General features: G+C 30.5%; 30 protein-coding genes, 1 pseudogene and 1 riboswitch. Of the genes and pseudogenes, 12 read left to right on the top strand and 19 right to left on the bottom strand.

All coding sequences use genetic code 11. From position 1 onward, the window contains the following. Positions 1-87: 87 nt before the first annotated feature. The 7 genes and pseudogenes from ribB to B3R94_RS07465 form a co-directional block, all read right to left on the bottom strand. Positions 88-750 (bottom strand): 3,4-dihydroxy-2-butanone-4-phosphate synthase, encoded by a 663-nt coding sequence (gene ribB / locus B3R94_RS07495; RefSeq protein WP_291099798.1) that lies wholly within the window; start codon positions 748-750, stop codon positions 88-90. Between the two features lie 131 nt (positions 751-881). Then, positions 882-1,010: riboswitch (FMN riboswitch) on the bottom strand. A 355-nt stretch (positions 1,011-1,365) separates the two neighbouring features. Further along, entirely contained in the window at positions 1,366-1,986 is a 621-nt protein-coding gene (locus tag B3R94_RS07490; protein ID WP_291099795.1) for an SGNH/GDSL hydrolase family protein, read from the bottom strand. Between the two features lie 6 nt (positions 1,987-1,992). Continuing rightward, positions 1,993-3,402 (bottom strand): annotated as a pseudogene (locus B3R94_RS07485) (radical SAM protein). A gap of 18 nt (positions 3,403-3,420) precedes the next feature. Next, positions 3,421-3,651: a hypothetical protein gene (locus tag B3R94_RS07480; RefSeq protein ID WP_291099792.1), complete on the bottom strand. Its 231-nt coding sequence runs from the start codon at positions 3,649-3,651 to the stop codon at positions 3,421-3,423. Between the two features lie 10 nt (positions 3,652-3,661). After that, a complete protein-coding gene (locus tag B3R94_RS07475) occupies positions 3,662-3,895 on the bottom strand; it encodes a hypothetical protein (protein ID WP_038332233.1) in 234 nt (77 codons plus the stop codon). Then, positions 3,892-4,647, bottom strand: coding sequence for a prolipoprotein diacylglyceryl transferase (locus tag B3R94_RS07470; protein ID WP_291099789.1), 756 nt, complete (start codon positions 4,645-4,647; stop codon positions 3,892-3,894). The genes B3R94_RS07475 and B3R94_RS07470 overlap by 4 nt, the downstream gene beginning before the upstream one ends. A 94-nt stretch (positions 4,648-4,741) precedes the next feature. Further along, positions 4,742-5,575, bottom strand: a complete 834-nt coding sequence (locus B3R94_RS07465) for a 1,4-dihydroxy-2-naphthoyl-CoA synthase (protein WP_291099786.1) — start codon at positions 5,573-5,575, stop codon at positions 4,742-4,744. Between the two features lie 101 nt (positions 5,576-5,676). Here B3R94_RS07465 and B3R94_RS07460 point away from each other — a divergent pair, with 101 nt between their 5' ends. Then, positions 5,677-6,456 carry a M48 family metallopeptidase gene (locus tag B3R94_RS07460; RefSeq protein WP_114999698.1) on the top strand — a complete coding sequence of 260 codons (780 nt, stop codon included), beginning with the start codon at positions 5,677-5,679 and terminating at the stop codon, positions 6,454-6,456. 680 nt (positions 6,457-7,136) lie between these two features. Here the strand turns inward: B3R94_RS07460 and B3R94_RS07455 are convergent. From B3R94_RS07455 to B3R94_RS07435, 5 genes are all read right to left on the bottom strand, one after another. Further along, on the bottom strand, positions 7,137-8,159 hold the full coding sequence (locus tag B3R94_RS07455) for an isochorismate synthase (protein ID WP_291099781.1): 1,023 nt from the start codon (positions 8,157-8,159) through the stop codon (positions 7,137-7,139). Beyond that, positions 8,152-8,574 carry a PaaI family thioesterase gene (locus tag B3R94_RS07450; protein ID WP_219034304.1) on the bottom strand — a complete coding sequence of 141 codons (423 nt, stop codon included), beginning with the start codon at positions 8,572-8,574 and terminating at the stop codon, positions 8,152-8,154. Before B3R94_RS07450 ends, B3R94_RS07455 begins: the two co-directional genes overlap by 8 nt. Before the next feature lie 3 nt (positions 8,575-8,577). Continuing rightward, the gene (locus tag B3R94_RS07445) at positions 8,578-9,138 is read right to left on the bottom strand and encodes a 1-acyl-sn-glycerol-3-phosphate acyltransferase (protein ID WP_286495621.1); all 561 of its coding nucleotides are present in this window, start codon (positions 9,136-9,138) and stop codon (positions 8,578-8,580) included. Positions 9,139-9,285: 147 nt separating this feature from the next. Then, positions 9,286-11,082: a PspC domain-containing protein gene (locus tag B3R94_RS07440; protein ID WP_125350362.1), complete on the bottom strand. Its 1,797-nt coding sequence runs from the start codon at positions 11,080-11,082 to the stop codon at positions 9,286-9,288. Next, positions 11,075-11,416 (bottom strand): PadR family transcriptional regulator, encoded by a 342-nt coding sequence (locus B3R94_RS07435; protein ID WP_125350363.1) that lies wholly within the window; start codon positions 11,414-11,416, stop codon positions 11,075-11,077. The genes B3R94_RS07440 and B3R94_RS07435 overlap by 8 nt, the downstream gene beginning before the upstream one ends. A gap of 248 nt (positions 11,417-11,664) precedes the next feature. On the opposite strand from B3R94_RS07435, the gene B3R94_RS07430 reads away from it, so the two are divergent. The 5 genes from B3R94_RS07430 (at position 11,665) to B3R94_RS07410 (ending at position 16,767) form a co-directional block, all read left to right on the top strand. Beyond that, a complete protein-coding gene (locus B3R94_RS07430) occupies positions 11,665-12,321 on the top strand; it encodes a hypothetical protein (protein ID WP_291099778.1) in 657 nt (218 codons plus the stop codon). A 65-nt stretch (positions 12,322-12,386) separates the two neighbouring features. After that, positions 12,387-13,178 (top strand): S1/P1 nuclease, encoded by a 792-nt coding sequence (locus tag B3R94_RS07425; RefSeq protein ID WP_125350365.1) that lies wholly within the window; start codon positions 12,387-12,389, stop codon positions 13,176-13,178. A 197-nt stretch (positions 13,179-13,375) separates the two neighbouring features. Next, entirely contained in the window at positions 13,376-13,801 is a 426-nt protein-coding gene (locus tag B3R94_RS07420) for an Hsp20/alpha crystallin family protein (protein WP_257468096.1), read from the top strand. Positions 13,802-14,044: 243 nt separating this feature from the next. Continuing rightward, entirely contained in the window at positions 14,045-15,076 is a 1,032-nt protein-coding gene (locus B3R94_RS07415; protein ID WP_291099775.1) for a hypothetical protein, read from the top strand. Positions 15,077-15,204: 128 nt separating this feature from the next. Further along, positions 15,205-16,767 carry a M20/M25/M40 family metallo-hydrolase gene (locus B3R94_RS07410; RefSeq protein WP_125350368.1) on the top strand — a complete coding sequence of 521 codons (1,563 nt, stop codon included), beginning with the start codon at positions 15,205-15,207 and terminating at the stop codon, positions 16,765-16,767. 210 nt (positions 16,768-16,977) lie between these two features. On the opposite strand, the gene rplS is transcribed toward B3R94_RS07410, so the two are convergent. From rplS to ppk2 (B3R94_RS07390), 4 genes are all read right to left on the bottom strand, one after another. Next, a complete protein-coding gene (gene rplS / locus B3R94_RS07405) occupies positions 16,978-17,328 on the bottom strand; it encodes a 50S ribosomal protein L19 (RefSeq protein ID WP_019975296.1) in 351 nt (116 codons plus the stop codon). Positions 17,329-17,443: 115 nt separating this feature from the next. Then, on the bottom strand, positions 17,444-18,247 hold the full coding sequence (gene ppk2 / locus B3R94_RS07400) for a polyphosphate kinase 2 (RefSeq protein ID WP_221854808.1): 804 nt from the start codon (positions 18,245-18,247) through the stop codon (positions 17,444-17,446). Between the two features lie 17 nt (positions 18,248-18,264). Continuing rightward, positions 18,265-19,083 carry a polyphosphate kinase 2 gene (ppk2, locus tag B3R94_RS07395; protein WP_125348818.1) on the bottom strand — a complete coding sequence of 273 codons (819 nt, stop codon included), beginning with the start codon at positions 19,081-19,083 and terminating at the stop codon, positions 18,265-18,267. 17 nt (positions 19,084-19,100) lie between these two features. After that, positions 19,101-19,907: a polyphosphate kinase 2 gene (ppk2, locus tag B3R94_RS07390; RefSeq protein WP_407933554.1), complete on the bottom strand. Its 807-nt coding sequence runs from the start codon at positions 19,905-19,907 to the stop codon at positions 19,101-19,103. Between the two features lie 254 nt (positions 19,908-20,161). Between ppk2 (B3R94_RS07390) and B3R94_RS07385 the strand changes: the two genes are divergently transcribed. The 5 genes from B3R94_RS07385 (at position 20,162) to B3R94_RS07365 (ending at position 22,630) form a co-directional block, all read left to right on the top strand. Beyond that, positions 20,162-20,467 (top strand): hypothetical protein, encoded by a 306-nt coding sequence (locus tag B3R94_RS07385; RefSeq protein WP_125348816.1) that lies wholly within the window; start codon positions 20,162-20,164, stop codon positions 20,465-20,467. A gap of 68 nt (positions 20,468-20,535) precedes the next feature. Beyond that, on the top strand, positions 20,536-20,832 hold the full coding sequence (locus tag B3R94_RS07380; protein WP_038332307.1) for a YHS domain-containing protein: 297 nt from the start codon (positions 20,536-20,538) through the stop codon (positions 20,830-20,832). Further along, on the top strand, positions 20,825-21,481 hold the full coding sequence (locus B3R94_RS07375) for an SCO family protein (protein ID WP_219035054.1): 657 nt from the start codon (positions 20,825-20,827) through the stop codon (positions 21,479-21,481). Before B3R94_RS07380 ends, B3R94_RS07375 begins: the two co-directional genes overlap by 8 nt. Before the next feature lie 90 nt (positions 21,482-21,571). Continuing rightward, entirely contained in the window at positions 21,572-21,706 is a 135-nt protein-coding gene (locus B3R94_RS07370) for a hypothetical protein (protein WP_291099769.1), read from the top strand. Positions 21,707-21,718: 12 nt separating this feature from the next. Next, positions 21,719-22,630, top strand: coding sequence for a LysR family transcriptional regulator (locus B3R94_RS07365; RefSeq protein WP_038332317.1), 912 nt, complete (start codon positions 21,719-21,721; stop codon positions 22,628-22,630). Here B3R94_RS07365 and B3R94_RS07360 read toward each other — a convergent pair. The 3 genes from B3R94_RS07360 to B3R94_RS07350 all read right to left on the bottom strand — a co-directional run bounded on the left by B3R94_RS07360 (position 22,627) and on the right by B3R94_RS07350 (position 25,226). Then, entirely contained in the window at positions 22,627-23,292 is a 666-nt protein-coding gene (locus B3R94_RS07360; RefSeq protein ID WP_291099765.1) for a response regulator, read from the bottom strand. The genes B3R94_RS07365 and B3R94_RS07360 overlap by 4 nt on opposite strands. 14 nt (positions 23,293-23,306) lie before the next feature. Continuing rightward, positions 23,307-25,007, bottom strand: coding sequence for a tetratricopeptide repeat-containing sensor histidine kinase (locus tag B3R94_RS07355; protein ID WP_291099763.1), 1,701 nt, complete (start codon positions 25,005-25,007; stop codon positions 23,307-23,309). Positions 25,008-25,070: 63 nt separating this feature from the next. After that, positions 25,071-25,226, bottom strand: a complete 156-nt coding sequence (locus tag B3R94_RS07350) for a hypothetical protein (protein ID WP_180904844.1) — start codon at positions 25,224-25,226, stop codon at positions 25,071-25,073. A gap of 590 nt (positions 25,227-25,816) precedes the next feature. Between B3R94_RS07350 and B3R94_RS07345 the strand changes: the two genes are divergently transcribed. Continuing rightward, positions 25,817-26,365 carry a hypothetical protein gene (locus tag B3R94_RS07345; protein WP_291099759.1) on the top strand — a complete coding sequence of 183 codons (549 nt, stop codon included), beginning with the start codon at positions 25,817-25,819 and terminating at the stop codon, positions 26,363-26,365. The last annotated feature ends 57 nt before the right edge of the window (positions 26,366-26,422 follow it).

Genomic DNA, 26,422 nt, shown 5'->3' with positions numbered 1-26,422 from the left:
TAATAAATTTGCATAAAATCAAAAAAAATCTTCACGTATTTCTACCCGAAGATTTTTGAAAGTTTATGATGTATTTTATTGTTTAATTTAAGCGAATTCTAATTGTTTTTTCTCCTCTAATTGAAGACGATATTCGTAAATGTCCTCAATTGTCAAAACTGTCATTTCATGTTTTTCGGCAAAATCTATAATTTGAGGAACTTTCGCCATTGTACCATCAACATTTGTCAATTCGCACAAAACTGCTTCATTCCCCAAACCTGCCAATTTTACAATATCAATGCTTCCTTCTGTATGTCCACGTCGCTCCATAACGCCTTTTGGACGAGCAATTAAAGGAAAAACATGTCCAGGACGATTAAGATCAGTCGGTTTTGCTTGAGAATGAATCGCTGTTTTTATCGTTTGTATACGATCGGCTGCAGAAACACCAGTTGTTACACCTTCTTTTGCTTCAATAGTTACTGTAAATGCAGTATGAAAACGTGAGTTATTGTTTTCGACCATAGGATTTAGCTCCAATTCATCTGCTTTTTCTTGTGTAAGACACAGACAAACAATACCGCTACATTCACGAATCAATAAAGCCATATCAGGCGCAGTAATTGTGGAAGCAGGAAAAATGATATCACCCTCGTTTTCACGATTTTCATCATCAATTAATAAAATTCCTTTTCCGTTTTGTAGATCTTTTATTGCATTTGCAATTCTTTCATTGGCTGTTGAGCCAAATTGTGTGATTGTTTTCATTTGATTTTTGTTTTATCATGAAACATCACTTCAGGGCGAAACACATTGTTAAGTAATAAGCTCAAAGTTGTGCGTCATGAGTTTTTCACTCAGAACTTAACACTTATCACTCATGACTTTCAGTTGTGTTCAATTTTCTTCTCTCATCCAGACTATACTGTCGGTTTTGGAGTTTCACCAAATCAGTCCAATAACAGTTGTTAAAGGAGTCGCGGACTATAACCGCCGGTAAGGAATTTCGCCTTGCCCCGAAGAAAATTTCGTTTGTTAATACTAATTTTTTATTTGAAAAATTACCATAAACTTTCGCGAACAAAGTTACAAAACCAAAATGAGTTATTTATAATGAATAAAGATTATTTTGTTTACTATCAATAAAAACCATATCTTCATTAAAACACTAATAAAATGAAAAACAAAGCATTAAGAATAATTCTGAAAATTGGTTATTACGCTTTATGCGGATATTTAGTTGGATTATTAATTTCTTAGATCTCACCAACTGGAACAAGCCAAAACGCACCATTTACATGTATAGCTGGATCAATGACTTTTTTATTTTTTAAAGATTATATCATTCCTTATTACAGAAGTCAAATTCAACAAAAATAGATTTTACAAATATTTCTCAACAATCGGTTTTATTTGATTTGCGATAAATTGATATCCTTTTTCATTTGGATGAATACCATCTTTTGAAAGAAATTCTTCTTTAGTTGAATTAAAACGTGAGAAAATATCAATAAATTCTATTTGATTTTGAAGTGCTAATTCTTTTAGCTTTTGATTGTATAATTCAATTTTTTGAGTCGTACGAAATTTACGTTTAGGAACTTTTATTCCATCAACCGTTTTAGAGATTGGTAAAATACTTATCACATAAATGTTAACTGTAAATTCTTTTGCTTGAGAAATTACTTCAAAAAGATTTGATTCAAAATTAACAAGAGAAACCAATTCTAAATCATTTCTTTCAGCTAAATCATTTGCGCCATAAAAAAAGAAAATTAGATTTTCGTCAGGAGAAAAGCGCGCTTTTGTCTCAACTTCAAATCGTTTCATTAAACCTTCTGTTGTCTCTCCTCCTATTCCGAGATTAAAACAATTGACTTCGTTTACATTGTTATTATAAAACTCAGCATGGCAATAACGTTTCAAAATTTCTACATAACCTCCCAAAACCCCGTCATATTCGCCGTAGGTAATACTATCTCCAAAAAATAAGCAATTTGTCATCATCATCTAAAACAACACTTTATCCTCTTTTCTCAATTCTTCTAAATAAGCAGCTTTTTCGTCACGATAAAATAAATTCATTGTTTCGAATGGAATTAATTTCAAATCTTTGTTGACGATATGTACGCAAGACTTTTTAACAGCACGAACATCAAAATCATGTGCATCCATAAAATTCATAATGATTATTCGGAACAAATTATCGTAATCTAAATCCAATTCGGGCGCACAAACTTCTGGTAAACAACAAAGTAATTGATTCACTTTTGGTTGTACTTTATCCACAGAAATTCCTGTGCTAAAAATATCCAACAACTGTACTTTCAATTGTTCATCTTGTTCGTAAACAATTGTATTTTTCGATTCGTTATTCAACAAATCCGCTGGAATTATATAACGTGTAAGCGGAATTACCTCATCATTCAATTTCAGCATATAACCCATTGCTAAAGCATCCGGATTACACGAAACTGGAATAATATCATCTGAATTTAAAAGTGGATATTGATCAATAATTTCTTGACGAACTTCTGTCAATGTAATTTTTTCGTGAGAAGAATCTTCTCTATTTCTTCCCGCAATTTCGACAGGTTGAAACGTCACGCCACGCACACATTTTTGTTTGAGCGCAAATTCTATAATCTTCCCAATTCCATCAATATTTTTATCTTTTTGAAGAACAACAACCAAAGTTGTAGAAAGATTTAATTCATTCAATTTTTCTAAAGCTTTCATTCGAACATCTGTCAAATCTTTTCCTCGAAAATCTTCTAAAACTTCTTTTTTGAATGAATCAAATTGTAAATAAACTTCAAATTCGGGCGCATAAGTTGCTAATTTTTCTGCAAAACCTGAATCATTTGCAATTCTAATTCCGTTTGTATTCAACATCAAATGTTTAATTGGTTTTGATTTTGCAATTTCCATAATCTCAAAAAATTGTGGATGAATTGTTGGCTCTCCCCCACTAATTTGCACCACATCTGGCTCGCCTTCATTTTTTACAATTGTATCAAACATTGCTTCAATCTGCTCCAAACTACGATGAGAACCGTAATGTGGCGATGACATGGCATAACAAGTTGGACATGTTAAATTGCATCAATCCGTCACCTCAACAATTGATAAACACGAATGTTGCTCGTGATCGACACACAAACCACAATCGTACGGACAACCATATTCTACATCTGTCTCAAAATGCAAAGGCATTTCAGAAGCTTTGTTATAATTTCTGATGTTTTTGTAATAATCGACATCTGTTGCAATTTTAGTTTTGAAGAAACCATGATCTGGACAACGTTTTGTCATAAAAACATTTTCGTCTTCAATAATAATTTTTGCACCAACTCGTTTCAAACATTCTGGGCAAAGACTTATTGTATAATCGTAATAGGTGTAATTTCTAACTGGCATAGTATGAGTTTTAAGTACTTAAAATCCATCAAAAATGAGATAGATTAAAGCTATAAATAATAAAAACAATCCTATAAGTGATCCAAAAAATAATATCACTAATCGTTGTATATTAATTTTCTTTTGAATTGATTGATAAATTAAACTAATAAGAGCAATAAGACTTACTCCAATAAATGCTACAAATAATAAAAACATAACAATATCATCTGTATGAATAAATTGTTGCGCAAAAATAACTGCTAACATTGGCTAAGATTTACATTGAACCACAAACCATTCCCGAAATAATAAGTATTATCAAAGCACACATTCCGAAAACCATTAAATAATATTTTGTTTCTTTTTTATGTCCAGAAATTGAGTTAATAATTAGTGAAATTAATGTACCAACAGCACCACCAATAATCGCAATCACTAACAAAATCGCAATGATAATATAAATAAAATCACTTCCAAGACCGCCTTCTGCAAAAATAACTGCGTAGATCATTTTATGTATTTAGGTTGAGTTTGTAATAACTTAAAGATATAATAAATTATGACACAAACGCATGTTAATTGTATAGAACTTAAACCTAAAAATAATGGATGAATTGGTTTGATAAAATCTAAACAAAAACGAAATAAAAAATAAGCCAACATAAAGATTTGAAACAAATATCCAGAAGGATAAATATATTTTTTCTGAATAATCTTCAAAACTATCCAAAGCAAAATAAGGTAAACAATTTCGTACAACGCAACGGGATGACGCAACAATCCATCGCCTAAATTCATTCCGAAAATAGATGTTGTTTCTATGCCATATGTTTGCTCGTAAACACCTGTTAAAAAGCAACCAATTCGACCAATTATCATGGCTAAGATTAATGGAAAAACAATCAAATCGCCCGTACTTTCTTGATGTTTAATTATTTTTTTGGTTAACTCAACACCAATCAAACCAAAGGTTAATCCGCCTACAATTGTATTACTTGTCCAGAAAAAGATAAATTGATTTTTTGCATCCAAAAAAGCTTGAGGATTTTCTAATGTTCCAATTATTTTAGATCCCAAAAGTGCGCCAATTAAAGCGCCAATAATAATTCCAAAAGATTGAATTGTAGACAAACTTGATTTGTTACGTTTTCGAAGAAATGCATAATAACGCATCGCAATAAAAATTCCGACCGATTCGAAAATAGGATGAATTAAGACCGAATGTCCAAAAATTTCGATGGAAACAGGAAAATCTATTGTCACAAATTAATTAGGTTTTAAGTAAATGTAATTGATTTTATAGAAATAAAAAAAGCGATGTTAAACATCGCTTTTCGTCTATATTTTGAAAATTTTCTTATCTAAATTTAGAAAAATCTCTTGGACGTTTTTCTAAGAACGCATTACGACCTTCTACAGCCTCTTCTGTACCATATGCAAAACGTGTTGTTTCACCTGCAAAAATTTGTTGTCCAACTAAACCATCGTCCACTAAATTGAAAGCAAATTTCAACATTTTAATTGCCGTTGGCGATTTTGTTAAAATCTCTTGTGCCCAATCAAAAGCAACTTGTTCTAATTCTTCATGCGGAACAACTAAATTTACCATTCCCATATCGTAAGCCTCTTGTGCAGAATAATTCAATCCTAAGAAAAAGATTTCACGCGCACGTTTCTGACCAACCTGTTTAGCCAAATAAGCTGAACCGTAACCACCATCAAAAGAAGCTACATCAGCATCAGTTTGTTTGAAAATTGCGTGCTCTTTAGAAGCCAATGTCATATCACAAACCACGTGCAAAGAATGTCCTCCACCTACTGCCCAACCGTTTACCACAGCTACAACAACTTTAGTCGAAAAACGAATCAAACGCTGAACTTCTAAAATATTCAAACGTCCAACACCATCTTGTCCTTCGTAACCTTTTGCACCACGAACACGTTGATCTCCTCCTGAACAGAAAGCCCAACCACCGTCTTTTGCAGATGGCCCTTCTCCTGTCAATAAAATTACACCAACTTCACGATCTTCTTCTGCTAATTGAAAAGCATCTAATAATTCGAAAACAGTTTTCGGACGAAATGCATTACGAACTTCAGGACGATTAAACGCAATACGCATTACACCATCACATTTCTTGAACGTGATATCTTCGTACTCCTTTACCGTTTGCCAATTGATTGTTGCCATTATATATTTTGTTTTTTGATTAAAAATTTAACTTTTCGAAATTAAGGCTTTTCTAACAATAATTCATATTTTAGAGGAATCAAAATTATATCTTACCTACTATGAAAAAAATCTTACTGAGCCTAACATTATGTTTAGGCGTAACTTACACTTATGCGCAGATCAACTCTGGCAAAATTGGAGCTCTTACAAAAGGCGTAAAAGCATTTACAGTTTCTGATGACGAATTAAAAGCTTACACAAAAGAAGCTGTGGTTTGGATGGATGAAAACAATCCTGTTTGCCAACTGAACGACAAAGACAAAACAAAACGTGCTTATGCAGAGCGTTTGGAGAAAATTGTAGCTCCTATCAAAGGATACGATGGAATTGATATCAATTACAAAGTATATTGGGTAAGCGATATCAATGCGTTTGCAACTTATGACGGTAGTGTTCGTGTTTTTGCTGGTTTAATGGATTTGATGACTGATGATGAGATTTTAGGCGTTATCGGTCACGAAATTGGTCACGTAAAATTAGGACACACGAAAAAAGCTTACAAACAAGCTTTGATCACATCAGCATTGGCTGATTATGCTGGGTCTACAAATGGATCTTTAGCAAGTTTATCCAATTCTCAAATTGGAGAAATCGCTACACAATTAACTTCTGCTCAATTTTCTCAAGGTCAAGAATCTGGATCTGATGATTATGCCTACAAATTCATGGTTGATTTAGGAAAAGATCCTGCTGCATTAGCTTCTGCATTCACAAAATTAGGAAGTCTATCTGGTGGAAAAGCATCAACTGCTCAAAAATTAATGTCAAGTCACCCTGATAGTGCGAAACGTGCTAAAAAAGTAGAAGAAAAAATTGCAAAAGACGCAAAGAAGAAGTAATAAATTTTATTTTATAAAACTAAAAAAGGTAATCCGAGTTTTTGGATTACCTTTTTAATTTGAAAAATATTTAAAAGAATTGTTTCTATTTTAAATCAGCATTCCCTATTTTATTGTCTTATATCAACCACAGAGACATATTTGTCTCCCTATTACAATTTTGACTTTTCTTGAGAATCTATCGCTAATTTTCACCATGATTTTTCATTTATCAATTCATTACCATAAAATTAGCAATAAATAGCATATCAATTACAAAAACGCATTTTTGTATCCAGTTTTGTCCGCATTTGTCCGGTTCTGTCCTCCTTTGTCCACTTGTTTTTTATTCAATAATAGTATTATAGCAAAATAAAAACCTCTATAAACCTCTATTCATCGTATGTAGATAAGATTCGTGTTTTTGTTCAATTTTTAGTTTGTTCGACCATCGTTCGACCATTGTTCGACGAATCTTCAGAAAAACGGCATTCTCGTCGAAGAACGGTCGAAGAAAGCACGAATAAAAGTAAAAGAAAAGAGGTATATTTCTACTTTTATAATAAAGAATATGCTATTGTTTTTTAACCTATTTTTCTTTGAAAATTGTAATATGAATTTTATACAAAAAATATCACTATAAATTTATAGCCGAAAGAAAATCTCTTTCGGCTATAAGTATACTAAATTGAACTTACTTTTTATTTTAATCCAACCAACAACTCTCCTATTGTTTTTGATTTCAGTTCTGTTTCTCGCCATTCATTTTCAGGAATAGAATCGGGCATAATACCTCCGCCAACATATAAATTGACTTTATTCGAAAAGATTTTCGCACAGCGAAGATTAACGAAATACTCTGATTCAGTTTTATTTTGAAACCCCATAAAACCTGCATAAAAAGTACGATCATATCCTTCATTTTTTAGGATGAAATCTTTTGACAGATCTTTTGGCATTCCTCCAACAGCAGGCGTTGGATGCAAGGCTTTCAACAAGTCATATAGCTGCGATTTATCTTTTAATTGAGCTGAAATAAATGATTTCAAATGTTCAAAAAAGCCTGCATTTACAGAAAATGGACCATCAACATCGATGTAAGAAGTATAAGGTTCTAAAGTTGACGAAATATAATCGGTTACCACTTGTTGTTCATGATATTCTTTCTCCGTCCATTTATCTTCTTTTGCTTTTGTTCCAGCTAAAGAAACAGTCTGTATAAACTGATTATTTTCTTTCAATAAAAGCTCTGGCGAAGCTCCAATCCAACAACCTTCTTCTATATCAAATCGCAAATACACATAGGCATTTGGATAATGTTGATGTAAATTTTTGAAAGTTTCAACCAAATTAATATTCGTTTCTGGAAGTGAATTGATTCGACTAATTACAATTTTTTTAGTTGGTGAATCACTTTGTAATTCTTCAACTGTTTTTTGAATTAAATCAATATAATTTTCATACGAAATTGCTTCATTTTTGTTTGATTCTGGTAAAGAAAGTTCAAAATTTGGTAATTCATTTATTCCAATATCTATAACCTCATTATCATTAAATTCAACCAATTTTGTATTATCGAAACTATTACAAATAAACTTGTTATCCGATTCAAAATCTTTATTTTCCCACAACTCCACTTGTGTAGAATTTGGTTTTCTAAAAAGAAGAAAAGGTTCTTGATTCTGAATTAATCTTTCAAGTTTATCTTGAAATTTTTTAAACATGTTTTTTAGAAATAATAGCGTTTGTTAAATGTGTATAACAGATTAATTTATCGTTTTCATCTTTGATTTCAATCTTAATCAAATGCGAAGTACGACCTTGTTTTACGACTGTTGCATGCCCAAAAATTGTTCCTTCCTTTTTTGGACGAAGATGATTTGCGTCAACATGTTGACCAACCGCCACAAAATCATCCGAATGTAAAATAATATTTGACAATGTACTTCCCAACGTTTCCGCCAAAACGATAGAAGCGCCTCCATGCAATAACCCAAATGGTTGATGAACTTTAGGCGTAACAGGCATTTTTCCTGATAAAAAATCTTCTCCAACTGCCGTAAATTCTATATCTAAAGTTTCAAGTAATGTATTTTTCGAAATTTCATTGAACTTCTGTAAAATATCTTGTTCGTTCATAATTTAATGTATTTTTGGGTTATAAAGTGCTGGATGTTTTGCCCTAACTTTTTTGTAAAAATCTTGAATTTCATCCATCACATCTTCTAAAGTTCTGTTTTCTGTTTCTACAATTTTTGAAATTCCAGCTCTTTTTTTCTTGAAATCACAATAAGCCAAAACAATCGGAACATCTGCTTTTTGCGCGATATAGAAAAATCCATTTTTCCACTTTTCTGCACGAGAACGCGTTCCTTCTGGTGTATTAATTAAATATAATTTATCTGATTCTTTCAAAATATCTGAAGCAAAATCGACCATATTATGTCGTTGAGAACGATCAATTCCGATTCCGCCCATTTTCTTTATAAAATATCCGTACCAAGGTTTTGTCCAAGCATCTTTGATAAACATTTTCATTGGAATTCCCATTTGCCAAAAAGCCAAAATAGTATAGTAAAAATCCCAATTGGAAGTGTGCGGAGCGCAAACCAAAACGCATTTATCTACTTTTGATAAATCGAGATGATTATCTAATTTCCAACCTCCTAATGAGTACAAAAGTTTGCCTAAAATTTTTTTCATAAAATGATGCTTTATGCATTTGCAAACATACAAAACTCGAAACGGATATTAGTCAATGTAACCAAAAATAAAAAGAGACATTCCGAAATGAAATGTCTCTTTTTGAATATTATTAATTAAAATACTTCTTAAGTCTACGCAAAGAAATCAACGATTATTTGAATGATTTCTGTAGTTAATGTTAATAGAATCTGTATCATCTTTATAGTGTATTTCTTGGTTTGATTTTTCTTTTTTGTTTTCAGTTCTTGGTAAATTTAGTCCTACTGAACCGTCTTTACTTTCGACACGAATACCATTTTTATCAATTCTAACTCTCGCCGAATCGTTTCCGTCATTCAAATTTATGTTTACATCCTCTGAATCAAGATTAATATCGTCCTCAGAATCTGAATCTTTTTGACAATTCAAACATACGAATTTTTTTCCATTATACCCAATAAATTTATTCTTCAAATCATATAAATAATCACGATCATTATCATTATTAATAATTGTCATTCGATCAGTGTTATTCGTATGAATTAATTTGTTCTTAGGAATATACAATTTGATATCAACCGTTTGATTTCTAAATTTACCATCTTTAGGAATTTTAATGAACTCATCTAAATAAAGTTTATTTCCATTTAATTCGTAATTATATCTAATTGCTTCTAAATTGCGTTTTGCTTCTTCTTTGCTTCCTCCTTTAGAAGAATAAGTTACTTGAATATGAAGTTTATCGTCTGTACTTTCTTCAATCTCAAAAATATCATCAATTGGAATAATTAAGTTTCCATCAGCATCAATTAATTGATCTAAATCGTTAAAAGTTTTAAACTTTAAGTTTCCTTCATTATTTTCTCTAAAATAGACTTGTAGCGTATCAGAAGGAATAACATAACTTTTTTCTTGTGTCATTTCAACTGAGTTTCTAAATTTACTTGCTGTACTTACAGAAATTCCAATGATTGCAAATAAAGCAACAAACCAAAGAGCAATTGCTCCAAATATTACAGCTTTACTAACTTTTACTCTATTCCAGAAACATTTTACACCTAAAATTGTCAACAAAACACCTGGAATTACCATTAGTACTCCTCCAAATATTTTGGCTGCCATACTCATCCATTCTTCTTCTACAAGATAACCGAATAATTCAGTAGGCATTTCTGTCCAAGTTGTAAAGAAGAAAAAGAATCCTCCAATGATTAATCCAATTCCTGTACTTAGAATGATAAATCCGATGAACCAAAGTAGAATTCGACCAAAAACGCCAAAGGCTCCACCTAGTTTATTACTTAATTCTTTGCTCCCACTTACAACAGCTTCACTAGCTTGTTCTACGTTTTTTTTTAACGTATCAATGTTTGCTGGTTGCCCGTACATCTGCAACTTTTCTGATGTTGTTTTTGCTTTCGGAACAAAAATTAACAAGATAAAATAACAGAACACCACTAAGAAAAATGATACACCTGCTGTGAAAATTCCTAAAATTCCAAGAACTAACCAAATAGAACGTACAAACCAAGGATCAACGCCCATATAATGCGCCAAACCAGCAGATAATCCTGTTACAATTGTATCATCTGGATCGCGGTACAAACGTTTCGCACCAGTTTGTTGTCCTCCATACGATTGATTATTTGTCGAATAATTGTATGATGAATTTGTAGACGTTTTTTCGTTCTCTTCATCTTCTTCAACTTTGTATTGATCTGGATGTCCCATCGTAGCAATTACAAAATTGATATCATCTTCATTTACAACTTCTCTAAATTTTAATCGTTCACGAAATAATTCAGAAATACGGATTTCTACATCTTCAATAATATCTTCTACACCTTCCGTACCTCTCAAAGAAGTTTTTACATCTTGTAAATAGGTCTTTAATTTATTATAGGCAATTTCGTCTAACACGAAAGAAAATCCTCCTATACTTATTGATACTGTTTTATCCATTTTTCTGCGTTTCTGTGGTTACTTTATTCACGGCTTCAATTAACTGTTCCCAAGTTTCAGCTAATTCTTTTAAAAAATTTTCACCTAACTCTGTAAGTGCATAATATTTGCGAGGTGGTCCTGACGTTGATTCTTCCCAGCGATACTGTAAAAGGTCATCATTTTTAAGTCTTGTCAAAAGCGGATATAATGTTCCTTCAACAACAATCATCTCTGCTTTTTTCAATTCGTCTATGATATCAGATGCATACGCATCTCCTTTTTTGATAATGCTGAGAATACAATATTCCAGTACACCTTTTCGCATCTGAACTTTTGTTTTCTCTATATTCATAAGAACGGCTTGTTTTATTTTGTTATACAAATATATATAAAAGTTTTAGTATTATGCAAAACAAAGTACTAAATTATTTTTAGTATTATAAATAAAAACATACCAATCTGTCTGTTTATCGAGGTTTATTAAATTAATATTTTTTTAAAGTTTTTTTTAAAGTTTTTTTTAAAAAATTTCAAAATCTATAAAAAATGAACATTTTAAAGATGATTTTCATTAAATTTAGAGAATAATTAAAGCTAATTATGGATCAATTCTCTTGGATAAAAGATTATAAAAACAACGAAAATATAGAATCGTTAACCGATATTATTCCAGATTTATTTAAACATTATTATATGATTCATTGGAAAATTGGAATTATAAATAATTTTCCTTTCGAAAAATATCCTTTAAATAACTCGACCATAGAAGATATTAATCAAAGAATAAAAATTGAAAGAGAATTTGAATTATTTCTTAATCCTCAAAAAAGTAATCTTTACAGAGAAATAAATCTTGATGAACTTTCTCAAAAACTTAAACTTGAAAAAAATATAAATATTTTAGACAATTTTAAAGATAATCCGGCAATTGAGTTTTTAGATAATCAAACAATTGATTGTATAGAAAAAGGATTAAATAAAATTATAAACTATCAAAACTTACATTTATATATCAGCAATATCGAGGAATTTTATTGGGAAGAAAACTATAAGCAAAGGAATAGTAATGTTTTAATTTCAGAATATCTTGATTTTCAGAAAAACTCAGATTTCGATTCTAATTCCTTTCTTTTTCCCGATGATATAAGTTGGTGCTTGATTACTTACGAAGATTTACCTCTTATATTTTGTACAAATACTAATAATCCTTTTGATTTAGAATTATTCCCATTAATATATAATCAAACATTATTTTAATAGTATTAATCATAATTCATCAATAATTAACTTTCCTTACCTTTGTCAAAAATCGAGCTCACACAATGAAAAAAATTATAGGAAGTGCAATGCTTTTAGGTGCATTTTTAGCTTCAGAAAGTGCTTTAGCTTGGGGATTAACAGGTCACCGAGTGGTTTCTCAAATTGCAGAACAACACATTAGCAAGAAAACTCGTAAAGAAATTACAAAAATTATTGGTCCACAAAAGTTAGCTTATTGGGCAAACTGGCCAGATTTTATCAAGTCTGATGATTCTTGGAAACATGCAGATTCTTATCACTATGTTAACATACCTGGAGATTTAAATCGTCAACAATTTGATGCTGCTTTAGAGCAAACTTCAGATGAAAACATGTACAAAAAAGGTTTGTTTTTAATGAATGAATTAAAAAACAATAAAAACCTTACAATCGAGCAAAAACAACACGATTTATATTTCTTGATTCACATTCTTGGTGATGCACATCAACCACTTCACGTTGGTCGTCCAGATGATTTGGGAGGAAATCGTATCAAAGTTGAATGGTTCCGTGATAAAGTAAATATCCACACCGTTTGGGATTCTAAATTGGTAGATTACGAAAACTATTCTTACACAGAATATTCTAATTTACTGGATATTGCAACGAAAGAACAACAAAAAACAATGCAAGAAGGAACTTTTGCTGATTGGATTTACGGCTCTTATATTATTGCAAACAGAATTTACGCAGGTGTTAAAATGGACGATAAATTAGGTTACCGTTACCATTTTGACAACAAAAAAACGATCGAAGATCAAATGCTAAAAGGCGGTCTACGTTTAGCAAAAGTTTTAGACGAAATTTATAAATAAATAGAATCTTAACCAAGATGTACAAATCCTGAAAATGACTTTTCAGGATTTTTTTATGTTCAAAATTTAAATTTTCAGTCATTTTGACATTTAAAAACAGTAAAAACAAGTCATTTTGTCTTAAAATATCGATTTGCACATAATTTGAATAAAGTGAAAACATGAACAATGAAATCAAAAATTTAAACATACAAGACATGAACACAGCAAGAAAAAATAGAGCAAATTATTTCCCATTTGGATTTGAAAATGCAATGCGTCCAAAGTTTGAAACTTTTGTAAATTCTCAAAATCAATTTCCTGCAGTAAATATCAAAGAAAATGAAGATAGTTTCGAGATTTTATTAGCTGCACCAGGTTTAAACAAAGAAGATTTCTCTATTGAAATTGATGAAAATATTTTGAAAATTTCATCAGAATTTAAACAAAATGAAGAAGTAAAAGAAGAAAAATTTTCGAGAAAAGAATTTAATTTTTCAAGCTTCAGAAGAGCATTTACATTGCCAGAAACCATAAACGAAGATAAAATAGAAGCTTCTTATGTAAACGGAATTTTGCAATTAGTTCTACCTAAGAAAGAAGAAGCTTTACCAAAAGAAAAACGTAGCATACAAATTTCATAGATATAGTTAATTTTAGTTGGTTAGTAAATCCTCAATTCTTCGGAGTTGAGGATTTTTAGTTTAAATCAAATTTATAATTTTATCATTTCCTCAAAAACAATGTTAAAAAAAGTGACTATTTTATCGAAAACGGAATCAAAAAGTTCTTAACAAAAACACTTAATAATTTTTATAAAAAAGTGTTTTTTAGTAAAAATTATTAAAAACTAATCTTTTACATTTACAAAAGATTAAAATTCAACTATGCACAAAAACATTTTATCTACAATAACTTATGTTGTAAAAACACGTTTTTGCACAAGCTCAAAAGAATTTCAAACAACTGAATTTAATTCGGATAATGGATTAAAAAACAGGTTGGATGCTTTTAGTTTTCTTGAAAATTACATCGAAATTATTTCAAATGAAGGTTTGCTACAAATTGAAAGTAATTTTATTCAACCAAAAGCAATTGATCGAATAAATACTGAAATCAATTTTCCTAACGGAAATAATTACAAACGTTTAAAACTAGTTAATCAAGAAGCTATTTTTATCACTCCAAATGAAACTGTTTTTCCTTATGGAATTAGTTTGTCTTTTGTTTTAAATGAAGATTTCGATACTTTAAAAAAAGACAACGAATATGAAATTTATTCTTTAAAAAATTTTGAACAAATTAATTATTCTGAACAACTTAATCATTTAATAATCGAATATAAATTACTGAAAAACTTAGGTTTTGAAGAACAAATAGATGCAATAAAATTAAATAAATATCTATTCTCAAATTTTGATATTGAAGATAATCATTTTGAAATTTTAGACACACCTTTTTTGTGGAATAACTCAACAAGACAATTTTTTATAAATAATATTTCGAACCGCGAATTTATTCTAGATTGTCTTTACGATCATCTTTTTCATTATCAAGATTTTGATTATGTTCAGTTTTTAGAAAAGAATTGTCCGAAAGAAATTGAAAAAAATATTTATGCAATGCTGCATGGTCAGGGAGGTTTATTATTTGTTGGTTATCATCCAGAAAATTTAACCGAAAGTATTATGAGCGATATCGAATTAATTAATTATTACAATTTACTTGATGCAAATTTTTCTCAGGACGAATATTTGTATAAAAATATTAATTTACAAATATTTAGTTTCAATGATTTTCCTGTTTTAGCAATTACGGTTTTTCCATTAAATGAAGAATCAAAAAAGAGTCATGCGTATAACCCTGATAAAATATTTGTACTGCAAAATAATCGATTCATTAAGATGAAAGATAATTAAAAAACAATATTATATTTTCAAAAAAACACAAATACATGAAAGACATCTACGGATGTCTTTTTTTATTTCACAAAATATTCTATTTTAGACCTAATTTGTAAAATTTATCACACGAAATTACTTTAGTTATGAAATTGATTAACACATTAACCTACTCTACAATCGTATTATCGTCTATTGCAGTGCATGCGCAAGCACAAGAAAAATTAGACCCAACTGTACAAAGTTTTGTAACCGAAATTCAAAATAATTCGCAGTTGAAGAAAATTTCGCACGAATTATTAGACGGAATCGGACCTCGTTTAGTAGGAACTCCACAAATGGATCAAGCAGGAGAATGGGCAATTAAAACGTTGAAATCTTGGGGAATTGATGCCCGCCGTGAAGATTATGGAACATGGAAAGCATGGGAGCGCGGAATAACGCATGTTGATATGACGTATCCAAGAGCAAAATCTATCGAAGCTACTCAATTAGCATGGTCACCAGCAACTAAAAAAGCTGTGAATGCAGATGCTATCGCAATGCCTGTTTTCAAAACAAAAGCTGAATTTGACGCATGGTTACCTTCTGTAAAAGGAAAAGTTGTTTTGATGTCACAAAACCAATCATATGGACGTTCTGATTATCAATACAAAGATTTTGGTTTAGAGGATTTGTATAAAAAAGTTACTGAAACAAGAAAAGCTGAAGCCGAAGCTTGGGCAAATTCTATAAAAGTGACAGGTTACAACAACAATACACTTCCAGAAGTTTTTGAGAAAAATGGAGCTGCAGCGGTTGCAATTTCTTATTGGACAGGAATTATGGGAGCAAATAGAATTTTTGGTGCAAAAACGAAAACTATCCCAATGTTAGATATTTCGAATGAAGATTACGGAATGTTATATCGTTTAGCTGAAAATGGAACTGCTCCAAAATTGACTGTTAATGCACAATCTAAACACAATGGAGTTGCGAAAACATTCAATATTATTGGAGAAATTAAAGGAAAAGAAAAACCAAACGAGTACATTATTCTTTCTGCTCACTTCGATTCTTGGGATGGAGCGCAAGGAGCAACAGATAACGGAACTGGAACTATCACAATGATGGAAACAATTCGTACAATCAAAAAATTATACCCAAATAACAAACGTACAATTTTGATTTGTTTATGGGGAAGTGAAGAACAAGGATTGAATGGTTCTCGTGCTTTTGTAGAAGATCATCCAGAAATTATTAAAAACACTCAAGCTGTATTTAACCAAGATAATGGAACAGGACGTGTAGTAAACATCAATGGATCTGGTTTTGAAAAATCATATGAATACATGACGCGCTGGTTACAAGCTGTTCCTAATTTTATTACGAAAGAAATCAAGACAGATTTCCCTGGAATGCCAAGTGGTGGAGGATCGGATCATGCATCTTTTATCGCTGCAGGAGCGCCAGCTTTCGGACTTAGTTCATTAAATTGGGGTTACGGTACGTATACTTGGCACACAAACAAAGATACGTATGATAAAATCGTTTTTGAAGAAGTACAAACGAATGCAATTTTGAGTGCTACTTTAACGATGATGGCAGATCAAGAAAAAGATTTAGTAAGTCGTGAGCGTCGTATTTTACCTAATGGTAGAGACGGAAAACAGCAAGAATGGCCAGAGGTTAAAAGCCCGGCAAGAAATTCTGATACTTATTTAAAATAAGATATTTTCAAATAAAAAGTCCACTTTCAGTGGACTTTTTGATTTTACTCTAAATTTATTCTTTTGTTTTAAACTCAATTTTATATTCTTCTTCTATAAAAGAAGTCATGGATATTATGGAATTAAGAAATAGGCTTTAAATATTATTAAGTATAAAAAAATCCGTTCGATTATCGAACGGATTTTATATTTTTCCTAAAAAAGCAGTTTTTAGTAAGCAGCGTCTTTGATACGAGCTTTTTTACCACGTAATGCTCTGAAGTAGAAGATACGAGCTCTACGAACTTTACCTTTTTTGTTTACTTCAATTTTTTGTAACGCTGGCATGTTAACTGGGAAGATACGCTCTACACCAACATCTCCAGACATTTTACGGATTGTGAAAGTTTCTGTAGTTCCTTGTCCTCTTCTTTGGATAACAACCCCTTTAAAGAACTGAACACGAGTTTTTCCACCCTCTGTAATTTCTTGATAAACTGTAATAGTATCACCTGCTGCGAAAGCTGGGAACTCTTTTTTAGCTACGTATTTCTCTTGTACGTATTTTACTAAATTTTCCATTATTATAATTTCAATTTATTTGAATTGAGCAACTTAAACGTCTTTCGTCAGAGGTTGAACAATGTGGGTGCAAAATTAATCAAAAATCTTGATTATACAAATGATTCTCTTTCTTTTATGAATGATTTTTTATTAAATCATCTTCAAAAGATTGATTTGTTAATTGTGCTACGACTGATTTCATCGCTAAAAGTCGAGCAGTTTTTTTATCATCTGTCACAATTTCTAGCCAAGATGAACTTTCTGTTCCTGTTTGCTGAAACATTTTGTCAATGTAATTGGTATAAACATCCCATAACTCTTGTGCCTTTTGATCCAATGTTCCTAATTTCCATTGTTTCATTTCGTCATCTTTCCGATCTTGTAATCGTTCTGCTTGTTCTTCTTTCGAAATCGACAGGAAAATTTTAACCAAAATAATTCCATCATCTTGCAAAAGCTTTTCTACTTCTACTACTTGTTTCATAAACTTTGTATGTTGTTCTTCCGTACAAAATCCGAAAACAGGCTCTACAACAGCACGATTATACCAAGAACGATCAAAGAATACAATTTCACCTGCATTTGGTAATTCTTTAAAATATCGCTGAAAATACCATTGTCCTTGTTCTATTTCAGTCGGCTTTGGTAATGCTTCAACACGATATTTTTTAGGGTTTAGAAATTCTGTTATTCTCGAAATTGTTCCTCCTTTTCCAGCTGCATCACGACCTTCAAAAATAATTAACACACGTTTATTCTCTTGAATAACTTTAGATTGTATTTCTAACAATTTTTCTTGAAGTTCTTTTAATTCTTTCTCATAAGCGAGTTGTTCTTTGAACTTCTTTTCTTTTATAATATCATGTCTAACCAAAAAATCAATGATTTCTTGCTTATTATTTATTTTTTCTAAATCATTTAAATCAAATTCAGCCATAGTTTTAGGTTTGATAATTAATTTTCTTCTTCTAAGTTTTGATGTTTCAAAATACGTTTATTTTTATCATCATAAGGTATTTTAGACAAAATATATTCCATCGCCTCTACTCTAGCCTTGTACTTTTTGTTGGCATCAATGATTTTCCAAGGAGCAAAATCTGTATTTGTTTTCGTAAACATTACATCTTTATAAGCTGAATAAACATCAAACAAATCTTGCGCTTTTTGATCTACAGAGCTATACTTCCATCGTTTGGTTGGTGAATTTACAATATCTGCAAAACGTTTCGCTTGTTGTTCTTTTGTAATCGAAAAATAAATTTTAATCAAATATATTCCCGAATTAATCCACATTTTCTCGACATCATTTACCTCGTTCATAAAAGTTTCATATTCCTCTTGTGTACAAAACCCATTTACAGGCTCTACAACAGCTCTATTGTACCAACTTCTATCAAAAAAAACAATTTCTCCTGCACGTGGTAACTGACGAACATAACGTTGAAAATACCATTGTCCTCGTTCTACTTCATTAGGCTTTGGCAGTGCTATAATTCTATGTTCACGAGGATTTAGATGTTCTACAATTCGACGAATTGCACCTCCTTTCCCAGCTGCATCTCGACCTTCAAAAACAATCACAACTTTTCGTTTATTTTCGGCTACCCAAGTTTGTAATTTTATCAATTCTTCTTGTAATTGCTCTATCCTATTTTCATATTTTACAGTACGCAAGGCTTTCGCAAAATTCAACTTTCCATGATCAGATTGTAAAAGTCCAACAAGACCTTTTTTGGTTTCGATTAATTTTAAATCTTTCGGTTTTAGCTCCATTTTCTTACAATTTAAAATTAATGATTCAATTCTTTTACCATTCGATAATAACGTTCAATCACATTTGAATCTACCATTAAATTTACTTCGGCATCCTCTTTTCCTTTATAATTAAACAAAGAAAGCACATAACGAATAGATTCTAATCTTGCCGTATTTTTATCATTTGCGTTGACAATAATCCAAGGCGAAAAAGAGTTGTGCGTGCGCGTAAACATTTGATTGATATAATGCGAAAATTCATCCCAAAGCTCTTGTCCTTTTGCATCGACTGGACTATATTTCCACTTTTTAAGCGGATTATTTAACCTCGAATCAAAACGTGTTTGCTGCTCCTCTTTAGTCACAGAAAACCACAATTTGACAATATATGTCCCTGATTCGTACAACATATGTTCAAATTCTGAAACTTGCACCATAAATTGCTCATATTGTTGCTCGGTACAAAATCCCATAACTGGCTCTACAACTGCTCTGTTGTACCAACTTCTGTCAAAAAAAACAATTTCACCAGCATTTGGTAACTCTTTGATATAACGATTAAAATACCACTGATTTTGTTCGACTTCTGTAGGTTTATTCAATGCAACAACACGCATAGAACGCGGATTAAGATGCTCGCGAAAACGGCGAATTGTACCTCCTTTTCCTGAAGCATCTCGTCCTTCGAAAATGATTGCAACTTTTTTCTTTTCTGTCGAAATCCAATTTTGAAGATTTACTAACTCTGATTGCAGTTTTAGTAACTCATTTTCATATTCAAACTTCTTTATCACATTTTTATAGAGAGGATTTTCTTCTTGATTTTCGACCAAAAAATGCATTAGTTCTTCGGTTGTTGTAAAATCTAAAATCTTACTTTTTTTCATAAATATTTATAGATTGTAAAATCTTTTTTAAGGTAAAAATTTTACAGAACATAAAAGTGAAGATTATGATAAATCTTTCTTTTAAAATCATAAATTTTATCATATTCAACCTCAATCAATTTGGTTAAATTTGACAATAAATTAGTTTTTTGCGCATACTATTTTTCATATCACTCATATTTTCTATCGCATTTCGTCCTTTAATGCCGATGATAGATTATGTTTTGAATTATGAAGAAATCGCAAATGAACTTTGTGAAAATCGAGAAAAACCCGAATTACTTTGTAATGGTTTTTGCTATTTGAAAGAAGAAATTTCGAAAAGTGAAAAGAATCAGCCAGAAAATCATTTTGTCAAAAATTCGGTCAAAATTTTAGATGCGATTGTTCCTCAAAAACAAATTATTTCTCCAAAAAAGTATTTTACGCAAAAAAATAAATTATCAACTGATCATTATCAAGATATTAATTCTAACTATATTATTCGTTTAGTTTTTCATCCTCCAATTGTTTAATTTTTCTTTAATAAATCTAAACTATAGAATCAGATAACAATTAATTAAAAACAAATAAACAATTTAAAATGAAAAATTTAAAAAATATATTCTCTTTAATAGTATTAGGGTTTGCATTATTTTCTTGTAATAAAGAGCAAACAAAACAAGAGAATTTTGAAGTAAAGCATGTTTCTCACGAAGAAATGAAAGCTGTAACTAAATTGGATATTGCGGTTGTGAACGAAGTTGATCCAATTTGCGGAATGAAAACTGCAGATCATTTGAGTGACACAGCTAATTACCAAGGAAAAACGTATGGTTTTTGTTCGACAATGTGCAAAGAAGAGTTTCTAAAAAATCCTGAAAAACATATCCATGAATAAACAATTAATAGCCGTTATTGTTATTATTTTAGGCGTTATAGGAACTGTTTTTTGGCTAAAAAATAAGCCTAAAGATGAACTTTACACGGTAATGAAAGTTCCGGAATTTTCGATGACAAATCAAAATAATCAAACGATTACAAATCGTGATATGTTAGGAAAAGTGTACGTTGTAGAATTTTTCTTTACAAGTTGTCCAACGATTTGCCCAGTAATGAGTAACAATTTACGCACAATAGAAGATGAAATAAATGATGCAAACCTTGGTTTTATTTCGATTACAATTGATCCAAAACGAGATACACCTGCACGATTGTTAGAATATGCAAAACAAATTGGTGTAAAATCACCGAATTGGCATTATTTGACTTCGGATCGAGAAGAAATTGAGCAACTTTCGGATAAATTCAATATTTATGTTGGAAAAGACGAAACAACTGCCGAAGGTCTAAATCACAGCGGAAAACTTGCATTGGTTGATAAACAAGGAAATATCAGAAGTCGATATGATAAAATGGGTGTTCCAATACTGTTTTATTCGGGACTGAATTACAAAGATCCTGAAGGAAAAGAACCTTCTCTAGCTGGAAAATATCATCCTGAAATAGAATTTTTAAAAGAAGATATAAAAAAACTTCTTGCAGAATAAAATTTAAAACCCTCCTAAAAATGGAGGGTTTTGTTTTAATTATAATTTTCTAAATCACAGCAAATTATTGTTTGTCCTGATGGAAAATTAATGGACGAAATGCATCGCGTTGTAAAAGCAAATTTATTGGAGTTGAAAACGATAAAAGCGTATCGACTTTCGACTTTACCAAAACCCGATTATATTGATGTAAATCCTGACGATTTACCTTATGACGAAAATTAAAATTTAGAAATTATGCAATCAAATTTTGAATGGTTCAGAACGTTTAAAGCAATTTACGAAACAGGAACTTTATCAGCCGCAGCGCAACAATTATTTATTTCACAACCTGGTGTTAGCTTACATCTCAATTCGTTGGAAGCCTATACGGGTTACAAATTATTTGATCGATCGGCGCGAAAAATGGTACCGACTGAAAAAGGAAAAATTTTGTATAATTTTATTTTAGAACCGATTCAAAAATTAGCTGCTGCAGAGCAACATTTTCATAAACGAGCTGATAAAGATCGTGCAACAATCAGCATAGGAATGTGTTTTGAAACTTTTCAATATACATTAGAGGAACATGTTTCTGATTTAGATTTTAACTTAATTATCAAATTTGGAGATTATAAAATCATGCACCAAGATTTGGATAATGGTTTATTGGATTTGGTTATTACTCCTCAAAAAAGTACTCACAAAAATCTTTGTTATCATCCTTTTTCGAAAGAAAAAATCGTTTTGATTGCAGGAAACAATACAGATTTAACTTCAATCGAAAAAAGTTTAAACCATAAAGATTATAAAGCTTTAAAAAATGAATTAAAAAATAATCTTTGGTATAGCACAGCCGCTGATATGGAACATTTAAAACATTTTTGGTTAGAAAACTTTAAGGAGCATCCAGATTTCAAACCAAATTATATTGTCCCAAATATCAGTTCTATTATTCGTTGTTTGAGTGATGGAAATGGTTTTTCTATTGTTCCTGATTTTTTATGCCAAGAAGCAATAAATTCTGGTAAAATAAAATTGGTTTGGCAAGGTGAAAAACCATTGGAAAATACACTCTATTTTGGTTCCCGAAAAAATACGATTTACGAAAAAGAAATTGCGCAATTACAACAGATTTTCGAGAATAAATGGTGTAAAGATTTGGGTTAAATGCTTCCCAAATCTTTAAAAAATGCAACCAATTGATGATTACTTGTAATTTGTAGCGACTCTTTTAATGAGCCCAATCTCTTTTCTACACTGCTTTGACTTGCTGGCTTGATATTATTTTGTTTTAAGTGATTTGGAATATCTTTTAACAAAATTCCATTCGAAAGTAACGAAACTAATGTGACATCATATGAAGTAATTTCATACGTATTTTTTTGTTTGATACTACGTTTCATGTCCAATTCCAAATGCATTCCGCCCACAAAAACAGTTTGTATTGCTCTTTTCAATTCTTTCGAATCTTCTCTTCCTTTCGCCACAAACCCATCTATATGGTATTCTTTGAAAAGATTATCCACCATATCCGCTTTCTTTTCTACCGAAAAAACAATCACTTTCAAATTTGGCTGAATTGCTTTTACAGCTTCAATTAAATCTCTTCCTCCTTTCAAATTTTGCTCGCGGTGATCTTCTTCAAAAGACAAATCAGAAATCAATAAATCATAAGGTTGATTGTCGTGCAATGCTTTTTTCACTTTCAAGAATGCATCATCACAATAAAAAGCATAATCAGGATTTTCTACATGTAAATCTTTTAAAACTTTCTGAATTGAAATATTAAAACTCTCAAAATCTTCTGCAATTAATACTTTTTTAAACATACTTTTTATTTAGGTTATTGAATTGGAAATATGATCTTAATTTTTAGACCATTCACATTTTCAGTTTCAAAAATAACATCTCCGTTTAGATTAGAAATACGTGAAACCGTATTTTGCAAACCATTTTTAGGTTTTAAGTCCGAAATCCCAATTCCATTATCTGAATAATTGATAATAATTTGTTGGTTTTCTTCTTTAAAATTTAGTATAACTCGTGAAGCTTCGCTATGTTTTTTCATGTTCGTCAACAATTCTTGCATCACTAAGAAAACCTCTGTTTTAGCATAATCTTTTACGTTTCTCCAAAGTTCTTTTTCATTTCCAATCAAATATATTTTGACTTGTTCCGAATCATAAGAACTTATCAATTGTGCTAATTTTTCTGCAAAATTTTCTTGTTGATTTTCATCGATTTTGTCATAAGAAATATCGCGCGAAATTTCATAAACAACTTCCAATTTATCTAAAATTTGATCACGATTAAATTCTGATTTATTCTCAATATCAGACATCACATGATAAATTCCGTTCGCCACTTTATCGTGTACTTTTTTAGAATATTTCAATTCTGTTTTTTTGACTTCCAAAACCTTTTCTTGTTGCAACAAAACTTTCTCTTGCTCTAATTTTTGCTTTCTTTTTCTGTACAAAAAATATCCAAAAACAAACAGGACGATCAATAAACCGATTAGAATATAAAGTTTTAAAATATCGTTTTTCTTCTTTTCGTTTTCTGCTTCGGCTTTCAAAAAATCTGCACGATTTTTCTCCGAATCATAACGCACCAACGCAAATTGATTTTTCGCTCTGTTACGTTCTAACTGAATACTATCATTTAGCTTTTGGTAAGCTTCAAAATATTGTTTTGCATTTGTAGGATTTTCTAATAAAATTAGTTGCTGATAAACTTCTAATTTATCGCCCACACTCTTATTTTCGAAAGCAATTTGTTTTCTTTTATGAGCGTAATCCAATGCTTTTTTATGATCTAAATTTGAGAAATAATCTGTTAAATGCGCATAACTTGCATTTTGTCCCCACAAATCATTTTCCTTTAATCGAATATTTAACGCTTTATTTAATTCATTTATAACATTTGATTTATTGTCTTTTAACCATTTCGTGTATGCTAAATTATCAGTAATTCGTGCATATTCTTTTGGATTTTCAGTTGTATTCTTATCTTTTAGTAATTCTTGATAAATCTTGATTGCTTCATCATACTGCTTATCATAACGATAACTATTTGCAATATTATTTTGATTGATAATATAAACATCTTTTTCTGTAGAAAAATCTATTGCTTTTTTATAATAATTTATAGCTTCTTTATAAATTCCTAATTCGTGAGTACTCTGTCCTAAACTATTATATGCACTTGACAACGTTTCTTTTTCACTTTTTATTTGAGGATTTAATAATTTTATTCCCTCTATATTCAATTCTTGACTACCAAACCAATCTCCTTTATAATAACTTATATATCCCATGTTAATCAAACATTTTGCTGCTTGATTCTTATTCATATTCTTAATAAACTCTGAATATGCTTTATTAAAATAAACATAAGCACTATCATACACCTCTTTTTCATAAAAATCCCAAGCTGTATCGTAAGCTTTATTATCTAAATTATCACGTTCAATCTCTTTGTTATTAGATTGTTGACATGAAGTTATTAGAAGTATAATACCAAAAAATAAAATTTTTCTCAAATCATTGTATTTACTCAATAAAGCTAAATAAAAAACGGATAGATTTCTCTATCCGCATTTAGTTTATTTTTTTGGAGGTGTACTTCCTGTTTCACCATTTGTATCACCATCTATACTATCTGATGAAGTTTGTACAACTGGATGTTGATCTTGTGAAATTGTGTTTGCATTTTGATTTGGAAAAAAGAATCCCAATAAAGCGAATAATAATTGTAACATAGCTTAAATTTTTAATTTTTTGATATAGGTGCTCCTCCTCACAAAACAGATTGCGAGTAGTGTACACGAGAAAAAAAGAAGCGCTTCTTTAGTGGGAAGTTTTTTGTAGCCTTGAGAACAATTCAGGAAAAATGCTTCCCTTCAAATCACCTCAACTATTTTCGAGACTACGTTTTCAGAAATCAAGTTTTTTGTTTTTGTTTTGATTTCTATTGCAAAGTAAATACAGAACACAAAGTCGCTGTTAAACAAACAATAGACAAGTTTTGGACAATTATTGGACAGCTTGTTTTACGGTAAACCGTAATTTATTTTGTCCAAAATTTGTCTACTTTGTAAAAGAATTAAAAATGAAATGTCTACGAAAAAATATCTATTCGAAAAAGTTTTTGAGAAAGCAAAAAATGAATTTGGGAGTTGAAGTAAAAATGGAATGTCTGTGCATTTAGAAAAAGTAATTTCAGATGATTATAATTATCCTATAACAAGCAAATCTTTTTCAAGATATTTTGATGATTTCGTGAAAGAAAATAATTTAAAGAAGGAAATAAGTCCTGATTTATTAAACATTCTTGCTCATTATATCGGTTATGAAAGTTTTGGAGATTTTAATCAAAAAAATCAGCAGACAAAAAAATGAAGAAAAAGAAGTTAATGTAGAAGAAATCGCATCCGTAGAACCAATAATAGATAATAATATTTCTGAAGAAGAATCAATAATTAATCTTCCATCAAAAAAGAATAATTTCTTTCAGAAAATAAAACTTCAACGAAATAAAGTAATTGCTGGAAGTGGTATTGCTATGATTTTGGCTAGCGGAGGATTATTTCTTAATTCAATGAATCAAAATTCGTCTTGTATGGTTTGGAAAGAAAATCATTATGAAGAAATAGAATGCGAAAAAACTTCGCCACAAATGAATGCTGTTCCATATAACGAAATTGTTTTACAATTGAAGAAAATCACAAAACCTGATACTTTAAATTTTAAAAATGCACTTGATAAAGTTTGGTATACAAAGAAAAATGGTGAAGTAGAATTTTTTACCAATTACGGTTTACATCCTGAAAATGGTAAAACATTGAAACCTGTCACAAAATATATTTTAACTAAATATGTCTTAAATAATGAACAATAAAAAACACTCAACATGCGAGATGAAGAGTGTTTTGATTGTTAGAAATGATATATAAAA

It is taken from the genome of Empedobacter sp. UBA7611, from assembly GCF_002484365.1.
Lineage (GTDB): Bacteria > Bacteroidota > Bacteroidia > Flavobacteriales > Weeksellaceae > Empedobacter > Empedobacter falsenii_B.
This window is presented reverse-complemented; position numbering and strand designations above follow the sequence as displayed.